8 protein-coding genes and 1 pseudogene are annotated in these 15,223 nt (G+C 49.0%); 2 read left to right on the plus strand and 7 right to left on the minus strand.

Annotated elements, in window-relative coordinates; genetic code table 11:
• Positions 1 to 14: 14 nt before the first annotated feature.
• Complete coding sequence (locus PsAD46_RS04240; RefSeq protein ID WP_063306216.1) at positions 15 to 965, minus strand: haloalkane dehalogenase; 951 nt, start codon at positions 963 to 965, stop codon at positions 15 to 17.
• A gap of 106 nt (positions 966 to 1,071) precedes the next feature.
• Here PsAD46_RS04240 and PsAD46_RS04245 point away from each other — a divergent pair, with 106 nt between their 5' ends.
• Positions 1,072 to 1,974 carry a LysR family transcriptional regulator gene (locus PsAD46_RS04245; protein ID WP_063306217.1) on the plus strand — a complete coding sequence of 301 codons (903 nt, stop codon included), beginning with the start codon at positions 1,072 to 1,074 and terminating at the stop codon, positions 1,972 to 1,974.
• Positions 1,975 to 2,753: 779 nt separating this feature from the next.
• On the opposite strand, the gene PsAD46_RS04250 is transcribed toward PsAD46_RS04245, so the two are convergent.
• The 6 genes from PsAD46_RS04250 to PsAD46_RS04275 all read right to left on the minus strand — a co-directional run bounded on the left by PsAD46_RS04250 (position 2,754) and on the right by PsAD46_RS04275 (position 14,467).
• Positions 2,754 to 4,574 carry a M10 family metallopeptidase gene (locus PsAD46_RS04250; RefSeq protein WP_208981669.1) on the minus strand — a complete coding sequence of 607 codons (1,821 nt, stop codon included), beginning with the start codon at positions 4,572 to 4,574 and terminating at the stop codon, positions 2,754 to 2,756.
• Between the two features lie 846 nt (positions 4,575 to 5,420).
• Entirely contained in the window at positions 5,421 to 8,669 is a 3,249-nt protein-coding gene (locus PsAD46_RS04255) for an autotransporter domain-containing protein (protein WP_208981670.1), read from the minus strand.
• Positions 8,657 to 9,412: a hypothetical protein gene (locus PsAD46_RS04260; RefSeq protein WP_153040676.1), complete on the minus strand. Its 756-nt coding sequence runs from the start codon at positions 9,410 to 9,412 to the stop codon at positions 8,657 to 8,659. The genes PsAD46_RS04255 and PsAD46_RS04260 overlap by 13 nt, the downstream gene beginning before the upstream one ends.
• Before the next feature lie 612 nt (positions 9,413 to 10,024).
• Positions 10,025 to 10,714: a Crp/Fnr family transcriptional regulator gene (locus PsAD46_RS04265; RefSeq protein WP_063292536.1), complete on the minus strand. Its 690-nt coding sequence runs from the start codon at positions 10,712 to 10,714 to the stop codon at positions 10,025 to 10,027.
• 196 nt (positions 10,715 to 10,910) lie between these two features.
• On the minus strand, positions 10,911 to 11,543 hold the full coding sequence (locus tag PsAD46_RS04270; RefSeq protein WP_063292537.1) for a tyrosine-type recombinase/integrase: 633 nt from the start codon (positions 11,541 to 11,543) through the stop codon (positions 10,911 to 10,913).
• 479 nt (positions 11,544 to 12,022) lie between these two features.
• Positions 12,023 to 14,467 (minus strand): hypothetical protein, encoded by a 2,445-nt coding sequence (locus PsAD46_RS04275; protein ID WP_063306219.1) that lies wholly within the window; start codon positions 14,465 to 14,467, stop codon positions 12,023 to 12,025.
• Between the two features lie 286 nt (positions 14,468 to 14,753).
• On the opposite strand from PsAD46_RS04275, the pseudogene PsAD46_RS27555 reads away from it, so the two are divergent.
• Positions 14,754 to 14,945 (plus strand): annotated as a pseudogene (locus tag PsAD46_RS27555) (hypothetical protein); the annotation flags it as partial.
• Positions 14,946 to 15,223 lie beyond the last annotated feature (278 nt).

The raw sequence follows: 15,223 nt of genomic DNA on the forward strand, positions 1-15,223 counted from the left end.
TGACGGTTTACCTGTCAGAACCGCGTCAACCACTCGGCCAGAGCCTTGCCGATTTCATCGGGATAGTCCTCTTGAACGAAATGCCCCCCTTGGCCAAGAAACACCGTCTCAAGGTTTTTCAGGTTCTTCTGCAAATACTCGGCTTGGGCCATCGGAAGTATCGCGCCTGGATCGACGTGGAACATCAATTTCGGCAGATCACTGGCCAGCAACCACGCGTTATTTGCCGTCGCCACCTCATAGACATCTGCCGGTTCGCCAGCGATTGGAATTTCGCGTGGCCAGTCCAACAATATTTTCCGGCTCTCGGCTGTTGGGTAATAGCGGTTATACTCTGCCATAACTTCATCCGAGAGCGGTCCATTCGGGCTGCCGTATCGCATAAATTGATCCAGTAAAATGTTCTGGTTCATGATCATTTCTTCGCCAACACCGGGCGTGTTCACATTGCGTACGAATTCCGCGAAATCGCCCAGTGACTCGTAGCTTTCGTAGGGAATAAAGCCCGGCGTCATCGCCTCCATAAAGGCAATTGCGGACACACGTTCGGGACGCGTACGCGCATAGTGCCAGCCCAGACCCGACCCCCAATCATGGATCACCAACACGGCATCCTTCAAATCCAGAGCGTCAAGAAAGGTGAACATATATTCCGCGCTGTCGGCATAGGTATTTTCAAGTACTGGCTTGTCGCTATCGCCCATTCCGATCAGATCAGGTGCAATCACGCGGTGTGTGGCTGACAGGTGCGGGATGATGTTCCGCCAAAGATAAGAAGAGGCAGGGTTGCCGTGCAAAAAGACAACGGGGCGCCCTTCGCCCTCATCAACATAAGCGATCTTCTGGCCCAGCACTGTCATATAACTTTTGTCCTGCGCTTGATGAGTGTCCGCGAATGCGGGCAGCGACATTACGGATGCGGCTGTAACCAAGGCGGCAAATTTTAGTAAGGTTCTGCGTTTCATAGATATCTCCAGTTTTCTGTTGAGCAATATCTATGTTTCAATTACCTCTTTATAAATTGCATAATTTCGAACACAGTGTTCGCCTGATGAAACATAGGGATGCGAAATGCGGTCCATCGACTGGGAAATGATGCCTTTTTTTCTGGCTGTTGCGCGCAAGGGAAGCCTGCGCGCTGGGGCTGAGATGCTGAACGCCAATCATGTTACGGTGAACCGCAACATCAAGGTATTGGAAGCCAGCTATGGCGTTCAGCTTTTTACCCGTTCTCGCCGCGGTTTTGAGTTAACCGAAGCGGGAGAGGCTCTTTTACCAATGGCGGAAGAAGCAGGGCAGGTATTTCTTGGAGCGCGTCGCCGGGTCGAAGGTTTGGATAGAACCGAAACTGGAACGATTAAATTTTCTCTGCCGCCTGCTATGGCCCTTGATGTCGTCGCGCCGATACTGGCGCGGTTTCATCAGGCCTATCCAGGCATCGATGTGGAACTGCGATTGACCGACGCGCAAGAGGATATCAATCAAGCGGAAACGGATGTCTCTCTTCGAGCGGCATATGAGGTAACCGATGACGTCACCGCGCGCAAACTTTATCCCATGGCAATCGGGATCTACGCCAATCAACAGTATATTGATGAGGTTTTACCCACTGCCGGACCCGAGGGTGCCGGATTGAGTTGGGTTGGTTGGACGAAATCACGTGAAAATCCGGCGTGGCTGAAGCAATCTCAATTTCCTGCCGCCGATATTCGCTACTCCTCAAGCGAAACATATATGCACATTAGCCTTCTAAGGCAGGGATGTGGAATGTCATTTCTGCCTGTTGTTTTTGAACATATTTTCCCCGATTTGCGCCAAGTGCCAAATACCGAGATTGAATTTGATCGCACCCTATTCATCTTGCTGCACTCAGAATTGCGACGAACAGTTCGGGTTCGCAGGTTCGTGGATTTTTTGGCGGATGGCCTTGGCGAACTGAAGCCCAAGATGCAAGGCGCACTTTATCAGAAGTAGACCAAGCGCTACGAACCTGAAAACGGCAATCAAATCTTTGCCAATGACCGGCCTGTACGATGGCCAAAGTGCAGCTTCGGGTAACAGGTCTCAAACCCGACCTTGGATGCGGCGTATCATTTTATGATACAGGCCCAACTGGACCGAGCGTGCACATTTGGGCGTTACGAACAACAACAAGGGAACATTGAATCTCATTCACCCAAGTTTGGTGATTTTGAACTGGTAAGATGCGGACTTTGCTGACGTTCAATGCACTGCGAAAAATCCGGCCAGTGAGAGGCCGTTGCTAGCGTCGAGGGCCTCAAGCGGACTTTTGAGCGGTTCTACCGAGGGTTGATAGGTGTTTTAAATGGTTGCAAGTTCTCTCCCAAATTCAGCAGCAGTTGGAAGTTAGCTTTTGAAGTATGTTTACCGACGTGCGGCTGAATAAGAAAGAGCACAAGAGTTAAGCGTGGAGGTATCGACCAGAATTAGCATGCAGAACTTCAAATTCAAACCAGAGGGCGACTCTGCAATATCACCTTCAGTCAGATCAACTTTGAGTTCTAAACTTTATGATTAATCACTCCTTGCATGTTGTTGCTGAATGATCTCCGCTACGTTTAGCCCTATCTTTCTGCAAGTGCGTCTTCTTTTTGATTAAACTCTGCGTGGTGGAGAGCATATAAAAGTTTGAGGCATTCCCCAAAAAGGGAACTCTATATGCGATTGCTCCAAACGTTTAAATGCTTTCGGTTTGGAATAACCCGCAGACGCGGGTTATTCCATGTTGGTTATCATGCAAATATGAAGTCATCTGCCGTGATGTTGCTTACGGCAACGTCTGAAAGGGTGATGGAGCTACCCTCATAAGAAATGATGGTGTCACCATCCTTACCGGAGATGTTCAGGTCGTTGAAGCTATCGATATTGTCTAAGAATTCAATTAGATCAAAGCCATCTTCAAAGTCGATGATTTCATCAGCACCCCAATTTGTATCAAACACAAACCTGTCATTTCCGGAACCTCCGGAAAGCATGTCGTCGCCGAAACCGCCTTCAAGACGATCATGACCAGCATTGCCATAAAGAGCATTGTCGGCAAAGTTACCGATCAGAGTGTCGTTGCCTGACCCTGCATAGGCAGTTTCAATCACTGTATCCCGCATGATGGCCAGATTGCCTTTGTAACCATTCACATCAGAATAGGTTTCTGCCAACAGCGAGATTTTCTGATCAGCACGCACAGAACTAAAGTTGAGAGTATCCTGCCCTCCACTGTCAGAGATCGTGTAGGTCACCCGGTTCAGATCCGCCAGATCATCATAGTAACCGCCAGCGGTTGAGTTTTCGCCATAAACGGTATCACCACTGCGAATGTTATCAGCGGTGCCATAGAGATCCTGCATTGCAAGAATGTCAGCAATCATTGGCGTAACGACATAGGCATAGCTAGCGTCCACAGCAGAGTTCTCGTTTTGAGAGAAGTAGGACATAACTGTGCCCTGCCAAGAATCGTTCGCATAGTGGTTGTCTACACCATAGCGTGCGCTGCCGTTGTAGTTGCCAGCATGCCCCAGGCCGAGAGCATGGCCGATTTCATGGATGTAAGTCTGGAATGAATAGGAATCCAGGCTGGTTCCACTGTTCTTCAACCATGAAGTGCTTACGTTTACAATTGATGACTGAATGGTGCCGCCATATGCGCGGGAGCTTGAGTAGGCACCGCTTCTATCATCACTGAAGGTGATTTGTGCGCCAGAATTCGCCTGCTCAAAGTTGATGCCCGTAGTCATCGACCAAGCATCAAGAGCTTTGATCGCGAGAGCCTGACCATCGCTGTTCAAGCTTGTTAGGTTTACCGTGATCGTGCCACCTGGTTCCACATCAAATGCACGACGGCCACTGCGCCAAGCTACATCAGTGAGCTGGTTAGCGATTTGATCATTGGTAAAGTGCCCTTCAGGCACAACGATCTCAGGGTCGGAGGTTGGCTGGGGAACTACCGGATCTGGATCTACAGGGTCCGGATCTACAGGATCTGGATCTACAGGGTCCGGATCTACAGGATCTGGGTCCACAGGGTCCGGATCTACAGGATCTGGGTCCACAGGGTCTGGATCTACAGGATCTGGATCTACAGGATCTGGGTCCACAGGGTCTGGATCTACTGGACTGGCATTTTCGATTACGTCAATCTTATAGCTGCCAGAATAACGGTTACCAAAGGAAGAAGCCCCAATATAAAACTTGCCGCTGGAAGTGGCCGTAAACGTGATCTCAGAATTACGTCCTTCTCCACTATCGTCATCAAAGGCAATACGGTTACCATCACTATCATAAAGCGTAAGGACAGTGTTGCGAACACCGTAATACCCGGTTCCTTTTAGGGAGACTGTGTACTCTTTACCTTCTTCAAGCTCGATTGCCACAGCATCACGATCACCGCGGTAGCTCAATCTTCCAACAAAGCTCTCGCCCGCATCAATTGTATATGGTGTGGAGCGACTAAATGGGGCATCACGCCATTCATCGCCAGGTGAAGTCCATTTGTAGGGATAATAGCCATAAGGATTGTACTTATAACGGCTAGAAGAGCCCGAATAACTGTAATGCATCTTACCCTCAATTTTTACTTCAATTACAGAAGTAAAATTGAGCATCTATCAGTAACAAACAACTCTAATTAGTGTTTTTTCCCATGATAATTTTGTTCACAAAACATAATATAAACTTAAATCAAATAGGTGCAAGTATAATTAAGTATTTATTTCAAATGCACCTGACTGCTAATTACTAATCTAATCAACATTATCTAATTGATATTATTGATATATAATCTAAAAATTACCATTTATGTCGACTTCTAGGAGTTGCACTGAATAAATATTATTCTCCATTATAAAAATTATTTACACATAATATAGCCATATTTTCATATTTTTACTTAAATCTGCTCGGTATCGAAAATTCCATCAGAGATAGGCCCAGTGGACGCACGGCAGTATATTTTGCCATCGTTAAGAACAATAAGAGAACTTTGCCGAGTAACCACAAACACCCTGATTTGTTAGGCTAATTACGCTGTTCTTAAACAGTTAATGGACGGATTAAGATCGGTAATACTGCAATCATTCGGCAATTCTAAACTTTGCTGCAGGTGCGAAAGCCTAACTATGCGAGTAATGTTTTGAGAGACGACGGGCCATTACCGGCGATTAGAGCGTTTCCATCAATAGTGAGGCAGTCTGGATTGTAGTCTTTCGGAGTTTCCCAGACCACTTCCTTTTCCTACGCAAAGGTCACAGTGCTAATGAGTAATACCGTGCTCAGGGCGGGGATAAATTAGCGGGATTGGTGGATATGGATTTTCGACAGGTGGAGAGCATTTGCCCGCCACTTCTGTTTACAAGTGGCGGGCGGGTCTATGTTGGGTAGGTGGTCTTGCTCAGACAGGAGAATGGTCAGAACTTCAGAGCAATGTTTGCTTTGAGCCCCTGATCGGTGAAGCCGGAACCAAACCGGCCATCGTATGCCAGACCTAAGGTTGTGTTCCGTCCCAGATCCACCGATGCTCCCAGATTCAGCAGAAGAGCATCTCTGGCAATCGGGATACCGGCAACGGAGAAGTCATCGCCTCCGGCAAAGGCATGATTGACAACAGGAGTTATATCGCCAAACGCATGCTGCCAGGCAGCTTGTGCTGATAGCTTCGCGGTGAATTGACCAAGGTTCGCCCGTGTCTCTGCACGCAGCCCGATACTGGTGAAGGTGCTGTCCATTGTCTGGCGACCAGCCTTCAACGCAGCAGAGCCACCGGTTTCGGAGTACCCATCGCCGGACAACTGGATGTAGGATATATTGGCAAAAGGCTCAAGACTGGTCGCAGCATAATCAAAACGATACCCCGCTTCACCAAAGATCTGCGCAATTCGCACTGTGTAGGATCCTGACAGGTTCTCGGCAAAGCCAGTGAAGGCAACCGAACGGGTCGTGTCGATATCGTGCCATGCATAGCTACCACCTGCGCGCACTCCCAGAGGCCCAAACTCTGTGCCACCATAAGCACCAAGATGCAGCGTGTCTGCCGTCGCAGAGGACGTTCTGCCATTCACTTCGAAACTGCTGTTGTCATAGCCACCGAAAAAGCCAAGACGGGAACTTTCGCCGATCTGGACATCTCCACCAAGAAGGAAACCGCCAATTGACTGGTCAAGCCCTGCGGCATTGCTGTTTCCATTCCAACGTCCCCAGGACCCAAAACCTTGCCCCCAGAACGCGAGGCTCTCGCCAACGTGCTTTTCCACTTGTTCTTGTCCATCCGCAGCAACGGAATCCATTGCAACGCGCACACGACTGAGGGCTGCCTCGCGGGCAAAGCGGCTATCTTCAATCAGCGCTGTTTTTATTGAGGCGTGGGCTTCGCCTGAAAGCTGATCGAGTGCTCCTGCTGCATCCGCATTGGACAGGTTCAAGACTGAATTGAACAAGTCTCCGCTGCCAAGTGAGAACGCGCCTTCACCTGTAGCGCACTGATTAGAACTCATCCCGGAAATGCAGAACGTGCTGGATGCCATTTGGGAACCGAGATAAACATTGTTGGCATCATATGACAGAGCAAAATCAAGGAATGCGAAGTCATCTGTTGGTGCGAGTGAATCAAACGTTCCGGAGACGCCCCCTACAGCGCTTAAAATCGTATAGACCGTATTGGCGGCATAGGTTGAACCATCGTCGGTTCCGTTCTCCGGCTTAACATGCACCGTACCACCATTGATTGTCACGGTACCGCTGGCAGCCAGCAGATCGTTGTTGGTGCCTGCTGCATTGCCCCCATCGTTCAACTCAACTTCAAAGGTTGAACCACTATTGAAAACAAGAGAAGTCGCATTCAGAGTCCCGATGGAGTTTCCCGGAGCGATTACGGCACCTGAATGGAAAGCAACAGCCTCTACAGTCCCCGAACCACCAAGGCTACCGCCATTGACTGTAACATCACCAATGGTGCCATTAACAACCAGTTTGCCCGCTGTCAGGGTTGTGCCACCTGCATAGCTGTTATTGCCCTCTAGAATAAGTGTGCCTAGGTCAGTTTTATCCAGAGAACCGGTCCCTGTAATGTCAGAAGCTATGGTCGCAGTGAAGTCTGCACCAGCATTCGTGCCATCGCCAATACGGACCGAGGTTTTGCCATCAAGCGCAACCTCGCCACCTGTGACCTGATAGCCATCGACAGCAAACTGCAGGCCAGATGCAACCGAGACACCTTCATCAGCGACCGTGACAGTACCCGCCGTACCTTGAAAAACGAAATAGCTATCAGGGTCATAGGCCAGATCTGTGAAATTGGCAGAGTTGGTCCAGTTACGGCTTGAGCTATTCCATGTGCCCGCGCCGCCATGCACGGTGCCGTTAGCGGTTGAAGTGCCGTTCCAAAACAGTAAATCCCGCGTCGAGGCCAATAATGACACAGTGCCAAGCGTTACAGTGGTGCTCAGGGCATAGTCGTAATCAAGAGGGGCATATCCGATTGTGAGGCCATTGTCTGTCAGGCCCCCGTCATAGGTGACTAATGTATATACACCTGCACCAAACGTGCCGGTATCGGTTACATCAAGCGTGCCATCTAAGGTTAGGTCGCCACCAACGGTGATCAGGTCGCTATCGAGGCCTACAGTGCCATCGGGTGCGCCTAGACCGAAAGCGAGTGTCGCATTTTCATCCAGAACAAGGTTACCACCGATCATCAAAGTGCCACTCCCTTGATAACCTGGAGAGAGCGTGCCACCTGTAGCCTCGACATTGCCGACAGTACCCGTGCCCTCAAGTGTTCCGCCCGTCAGCTTGATCTGCCCAGGCAGCTCGCCATTAACGATCAATGCACCGCCAGTGATATTCGTCGTGCCAGCAAAACTGTTGTAACTACCATAGAATTCACCCACACCGCCGGTCCAAATCGTTGTGCCCGCTATCTGATTGATTGTGTGGCGATATCCTTGATTGGAATGAATCGACCCGATGTCGACATCAAAAATATAGGCGTCATCAGTGTGATTGAAGTTAAGCTCGCCATTGGAAAAGCGAAAATAAATGCTTGGAATATCCAGTATTCCCGGGGCCTGAGCAACTTCACCTTTCGCAGCACCGATATTGACGGCAAACTGGCTATAATCATCTAAATAACCAGAATCACCAAATCTGATCCAATTGGGTGAGGAAAAAGTACCGCCATTAGAAACGGTGAGCGCACTCGTTCCATATTGGAAATTTAGTCTCTTTATAGATGAAAGTATAGATCCTTCGCCCGAAACAAGGATACGGCCTCCTTCTGTTGGTGCTGGTGGGCTTTCGAAGCTATGACCAAGATCAAGATTGCCGTTTACAGTCAGACGCGCACCGTCAAGCACGTTAAGCTCACCGCGGGCAGGTCCGGGATCAAAAACATAATGCTCTGCAAAATTCAAGTCGCCGGTAATGGTTCTATCTTCTTTATCGCCATGTTTGTCCTCGCCAGAAATTGTGAGCGTGCCAATGCCCCCATCGCCGAGGGTCATATGGCCACTGCCAAAGGAGCCGTAGTTTTTGCCGGTAAAGACAACATCTGCACGACTAATTTGGGGAGTTGCCGTCAGCGCTCCTGCAATGATTGAAATCGCAAGCCTATGTGAAGCTAGGGCTGATGTGTTTTTGTATGCAAAGATCAAGCGTTGCATGTGCGTCTATCCCTGGAGAGTGAAAAATCGGAAAAATTTAACCACAACCGGATCAGATCGCTGTCTACGCCCGCTGCGCTGGATGGAGATCCAAGCTCAAAATCCATAACTGATGCGAAGGTAAGATCGAGGTCGCCATCAATAGTCAGCGTGCCGGGGCTGTTTCCGGCAGCGATGGTGCCGGTCAGCATTACGGTACCGCTGCCGATCGTGGTCAACGCTCCGGGTCCGGTTAGCGTTGCACTTATGCTGCCGTTTTCTAAGATGTATGAACTACCCGCGAGCGTGCCGCCGGTGACTGCTCCATCCCTCAGCATGAATGAATCCGCGAAAAGGGTTGCACCCGTGGCGATCTCCAGCGAGCCACCAGTGAGTGCGGTATCACCCACTGTCTCATTATCGGTGATCAATAGGCGCCCGCCACTGACACCCACATCGCCCGTATCGGCCAGAGCATTGCCGTTATGCGCATCCACAGAACCTGAAGCATCGTCGCCTGAGGCAACGTATAAATAGCTGGCAACGAACGCTTCACCACCGTTTTGAATGGTAAGCTTGGCACCTGACCCAGCTGTCACCCCAATATTCAGGGGGCCACCCACATCCCACGGACTAGGATGGTCCGAAACGGTTGGATCACTATCAATTGTTAGTGACGAAGACCCATCAATATCCTCGGCCCAAGCAAACCGGCTGGTGGCTGCCAAATCTAGGGCAAAGAGTGCAACTATTGGGATACGCAACGCTGAAACTACAGTTTTTTGCTTTCGTCTTGTCTGTGAACCAAAACTATTCTGGAACATTCGATTCCTCGGATTTTAAGTATTTGTAATGTGGTCGTAGGGCAGCGAAAACCAGGGAACTTCAAACTTCGGTGTTGAAGGAATGGTCCATATTTGGCCCCGAATACAGAACGCCGAGCGGAGAGAAAGTGGGAATGATTTGTGCTCGCGAACTTACACCAGAGGGGAATACTCCCCCAGCTAGCAGCATCAACACCACCAACCAGCGGACCAGAGATGCAAGCAGGGCGTCTTGCGCTTGATGGCAAATTGCGGAGGAGTCGTCTGAGCTTTGAACCAACGCCCTAAAAGGCTGTCTGTGGCGCGCTCGCAGATGTGTTTAGCCGCATGCATAGAATGCCCCCTTAAACGTAGTCACTACAGATCTTTCTTCCCAATCATTCGCCAGACGGCACGCCGATACCGGCGGCAGCGGTCAAAATGCTGACACTTGAATATCAATGGGATAAAAATACAGAAGGATTGTACGCAGTCAGCTCCGCAAAGAATGCTAAGAACTTAGCAATCTAGCTATTTACTCAGATTTGTGCACACGGCATGAGCGATCAGACCTCAGAGAGACAAATGCTCGACTCTAGCGGCATCAATCCAATCTGACAGGGCTTGCTCGTCCGGCACGGCAATTGCGCCATACTTCAGTACGATTAGGCCATTGTTTTCCAGCTGTTTGAGTGCTTTACCCATAGAAACACGTGAGGTGCCCACAGCGATTGCCAACTCAGACTGGTTCCAGTTGAGCATCCCAGGCACTTCTGAAGCTTCGAGCATGTTCTGCAAAAACACCGCTGTATAAGCAGGCAAAGGTAGCAAACGCAGATCGTCAAGCATGTTCAGCGCCACATTCAAACGGCTCAATGTCGCTGGCAAAGCTGCGCGGGCGATCTCGGGGTGAGCGTCCATTAGCGTTAGAAAATCAGCTTTGAGAACATAACCGATTGTTGTTTTACCAACTGCTGTAGCATTTTGTGTCCGCTTGCGACCGGTCAGCACGCCCATGATGCCAATGAAGTGATCCTCACCAAGCACAGCAAGAATTGTTTCTCGGCCACTGGGGCTGAAACGCCCCATTCTAACTGCCCCTGAACGTACAATGAGCAAGCGATCACCATCATCACCGGTCGAGAAGATCGTGCGGCCGTCCTGATAGGTGTGGTGATGTTCGACAGCTGCAAAAGCGGCTTTGACCTTTGGGGTGAGCAGGTCAAGGAACTTGAGGCTCCCGTGATCCAGCAATCCTGTCATGGCCAAGGTTCCTTAAAAAGCGTTGAGGGCATACACTTCATCACGTATCCTGAACATCGCCCTGGTTGTCAACACACCACACAGTTAGGTGCAGAGGCTCAATTGTGGCCGCAGTTAGCGATATTCACGAATATCTACAAATGGTCATGCTGACAACTGAAGAGTGCGGAGCTGCTCCCTACCAGCTCCTTGATTGCTAAATGTCGATTTTCTCTGACAACGAAAGTGCATCTTCAAGGTTTATACCTAAGTATCTGACAGTACTGCCCATCTTTGTGTGGCCAAGAAGAAGCTGCACGGCTCGAAGATTACCTGTCTTCTTGTAGATTTGCGCGACCTTAGTTCTGCTCATTGAGTGTGTACCGTAAGAGCTTGGTTCTAGCCCGATTGAAAGAACCCACTCCTTCAACATTCGGCCATATTGTCGTGTCGAAATATGCGACCTGTCATGAAACCGGCCTGGCCACAGGTACTCTGACCCGATCATTTCTGGACTGTCTATCCATTTTGACAAGGCTGATCTGGTTCCCTCCATGAGTTCAAACTGCACAGGCTTACCGGTCTTACTCTGTATTATTGAAGTGCGCTCTTTCACTCGCCCAGTAGTAGAAACATCGATAACCTTAAGACCTACAAGACCACACCCTCTGAGTTTGCTATCGATTGCTGTATTGAACAAAGCTAGCTCACGTATTTTGCCTGCGATCTCAATGCGAACACGAACGGCCCAAACGTGTTTTGGTAGCAAAGGGCGCTTTTGCCCGACAATCCTGCCACGATTCCAGGCTGGTTTTACTGGTCTGATCATAGGAAGGTTTGATATGGTCATGACAGCTCCTCCATACCGCCCTCAACCACCATATCTAGCTAATCTTACAGCGTGCAGAAGACGGTATTGAGGTCTAAGTTGGTAAAGGTAACGAACTACTAGTTTGCTTGCCAAGCGTTGCTCGGAAAACCAGAATATGTGTAGTATAGTTTTCGGCAAAGTTTCTTGATGACTGAAATCGCTTTGATATCGGGCCATTTGGAGACATTGGAGCATTTCCATCGGGGATTGAAGTAGCCCCAACCTAAGGCGTTTACGGTAGCCTTCATGCATATCCCGCCAAGGGTAACCTATCCCCAAGACAGACAATATACCATTGATGAAGCGCCAGTTCTCTTATACTGGACGGCACCTCCGCCACGCTCACTGGGCTCCAGCTTCTCTATGACCATTCCTGATCATACAAATCGTCACGGATACACAAAACTCCCCGTCATTACGGGGAGTTTGAAGTACGCTATACTTTGCAAGGGAAGAGCTTAGTCAGCGGGGTCCAGATCCGGCAAACCAATTTTGTAGTATAACTTATTGCTGTCATTGCCACCTTCCGAATGCCGATGTACTTCAATACAGTGGCCATTATTATCCATGGTTACAGCAAGATTGGAGCCGTGGTCGTATTGCTTACTTTTGCTCCAGTCTATCGATTTTTTCTCGAATTGTATTTTTCCAGTTCGGTAGTATAGGTTGGAACTGCTACCGGAACCTCGATGAACCTCCAAACAATTACCACTATTGTCCATCGCTACTGAGTGATCTGAGCCTGAATCGTATTGGATACTATCACCCCAACTTATGGTCTTTTTGCTGAAGTCTATTCTGCCAACGCGGTAGTAAAGTTTATCGTCGTTACCAGAAGCCGGGTTGCCTCTATGTGTCTCTACGCAATTACCATGATCATCCATTGCGATGGCAATGTCAGCGCCCGTGTCATATTTGTAGCTATCTCCCCAATGTATTGTCTTTGCAGTGGAGTTAACGATCCCAACCATGTAGTAGAGATTGTCTTTGTCGTCGCCGCTACCGGTGTGTAGCTCAACGCAGTTACCATGATTATCCATGGCGACTGCGACCTTGGTCCCGGTGGTGTAATTTTGATTATTGCCCCAATTGACTGTCCTGGCACCTATATCCGCAAGTCCAACGGCATAATATAGTTTATTGCCACTCCCACTTTCCCTATGCACACAGATACAGTGGTCTTTATTGTCCATAGATACGGCAAAGTCGGAGCTGCTTGTAAAATATATACCGTTTCCAAAGTCGATACGATTGCCGGAGAAATGCGCCCTTCCTACGCGGTAGTAAAGTTTGTTGCTATTTCCACCAGAGCCACGGTTCATTTCCAGGCAGCCTGAGTTGTAATCTGTAGCGATCGCCACCGAGGAGCCTGTAGTGTAATAAATGCTAGGCCACCAGACAGCGTCAATAGCTGTATACGCCTTCCAAGTCGCGATTGAAAACGTTCCAGCTAGCGCACTCCTAGAGGTTGCAAAAATCTCAATACTGGTAGGTGACGTTATCTGAAGGCCTTTCCCCCATCGAAAATTGGCACCAAGTTCTGATGGCCACATCATATCTGTATCTGGCTTATAGCGCGCCTTGATATCAGCTAAGCTGATTGCGGTTGATGTATCGTCGTATCTTGTTTCCGCGTCGGCTGACGAGGAAGCTCCAGTCTCCAATAGTATTGGAGCACGAACTTCCGTCACACTTGCACTATGATCTCCTTCAATCTGGAGTTGATATAGACCGAAACTTCTATCGGTGCCGTGCATCGTGAAGATAAAGAGTTCTCCATTTTCCTGTGTCGCGAGAGCGAAGCCACCCTCCGGACTAAATGTGTCAGGCAGATCTTTCTTTGAAATCAACTGAATGAGGTCGAACTGGGTTTGCGCAATAATGTCAGTAGTTTGGGATCGATAGACACTTAGCCCCGGGCTGTCCCCTGCAATGACAATGTATTTTCCCTTTTCTCCACCTACTGCCTCTTCAGACTTTTCTCTCGTCATTCCTGCGCCATTTACCCCGCTATCGTCCCTCGGGATCGTGGTCAGAAGTTTCATCGGTTTGTTTTTTGCCGTGGGGCGCACATCGTATATTTGTACTTCCGAGCAGGTGTTATGTTTGTCACTTTTCTCGAGTGTAAGTGCCATATAGCTACCGCAGACTTGAACACCTCCTGGATGCCCCCAAGCGGGATCATGTTCGGTGTTATAAGTTGCTTGAATGATGTCACTGCCTCCATATTTTTTTGGAATTTTATTTCCAATCATGTATATGCCTTGCTGGTCGTCAATCATCACGTTTGTGTGCGTGAAGATTAACTTTGAGCCAAAAGCACCAACTCCTTTAAAATGTGAGTAGATCGAAGGGTGGATGGTAAAATAGTAGCCAGTCCCACCAGAGTTTGCATTGACACTGTCAAAAGTTGCTGCGGCATTTACCATCTGCGGGTTCTCCGGAATAATTTCCGTCGTATCACCGCTTTCAATCACAAATCTAGCGTCGTTGGTTTTTCCATCTGTACTGGATGCATCCACCGTCCAATAGTGCTCCTCGGAACCTTCGGTTGGAAAAACTCTCTGCACCGGCAGGAACTGAGAAGTCATGGTTTCGTATATCTGATCGCTTGTGCCGGCATCAATTTTGTTCACGTTCCCAATCGGATTGGCGAACGAGAAATAGATACTGATAGGGTTTTCAGGCGAGGAAGATTTATATTTTACCCAGCCTGCGCATCCTGCGACAGACATTTCTGCCTCATCGCATTCGACGGTTGCGCGACCACCATCGGCAGCTATTTCTTTTGGCCACTCGCTGTCATCTGCTAGTTGACCATATTCTAAGTGAGCTTGCTCAAAAGTGAAAACGGATGAGCTGTTATTGGTGAATTCTAAGCGAATGCGATGGTCTTTTTGCATAGGCTCTCTCCCTAATGTTAAAACGCCGCCATCGAAATAATGTCGTTAATTGGCTATGGGCCGTGACACGTTGCTATCATCGGTTACGATAACAGGTGCCGTACTCGAGGCTTTGGTCCGCGGGAGTGTATTTTTGTTGGAAGGTAGTACAACCCAAGATTGTTTTGTCGCCTATATGTTTTCGCTATAGGTCGGTGTTTCCGCTTTAGGTTCATCGCCTTACAGATTGATCAAGGAGACTGAAAACTCTAGGCCCTGTTGACAAAGCCCTTCCTGTGCAGAGCACAGGACACTGCGCAAAGGTCAGGCTCGTGCCTTCAACTTCTCGAAGGATGTTCTGGGTGAAGCCCGCCTCATTGAGCAGGCCTTTGGAATTTGCCCCAGTGCTCGATCTGAAGCCATGACTATGCTCGAAAACCATCTTCAGAGTGATAAAATAGCCCTGAAGGGTATCCTTAGCGTACTACTCTACCCCTAACCTCAAACGATCCCTGGATAGGTGCCGAGTGGCACCAAAAGACACTCAGAAAGAACATCCAGTAGTTGATGTTCAAGATTGAAGGTATGAAAGTGACCTGTAGTTGAACACTGGCCAAAGTTTGGACGGGCTTTAAGCCATGTGATCGGCCGCTTCTCTAATCGGGCGCTGAGGTCAAGCTCTTTTTCCTTTTCATTCGGATCATATCCATCTCCGGGTCACGCTTCTCTTCGCAGTCTGGGTCGCTCTTTACAGTGAGCAGCTGCATGCATGTGCCG

It is taken from the genome of Pseudovibrio sp. Ad46 (assembly GCF_001623065.1).
Classification (GTDB): domain Bacteria; phylum Pseudomonadota; class Alphaproteobacteria; order Rhizobiales; family Stappiaceae; genus Pseudovibrio.

Coding starts and splice junctions, on each gene's coding strand:
- PsAD46_RS04255 (WP_208981670.1), bottom strand. CDS start 8,669: ATGCAACGCTTGATCTTTGCATACAAAAACACATCAGCCCTAGCTTCA.
- PsAD46_RS04265 (WP_063292536.1), bottom strand. CDS start 10,714: ATGACAGGATTGCTGGATCACGGGAGCCTCAAGTTCCTTGACCTGCTC.
- PsAD46_RS04275 (WP_063306219.1), bottom strand. CDS start 14,467: ATGCAAAAAGACCATCGCATTCGCTTAGAATTCACCAATAACAGCTCA.
- PsAD46_RS04250 (WP_208981669.1), bottom strand. CDS start 4,574: ATGCATTACAGTTATTCGGGCTCTTCTAGCCGTTATAAGTACAATCCT.
- PsAD46_RS04270 (WP_063292537.1), bottom strand. CDS start 11,543: ATGACCATATCAAACCTTCCTATGATCAGACCAGTAAAACCAGCCTGG.
- PsAD46_RS04245 (WP_063306217.1), top strand. CDS start 1,072: ATGCGGTCCATCGACTGGGAAATGATGCCTTTTTTTCTGGCTGTTGCG.
- PsAD46_RS04240 (WP_063306216.1), bottom strand. CDS start 965: ATGAAACGCAGAACCTTACTAAAATTTGCCGCCTTGGTTACAGCCGCA.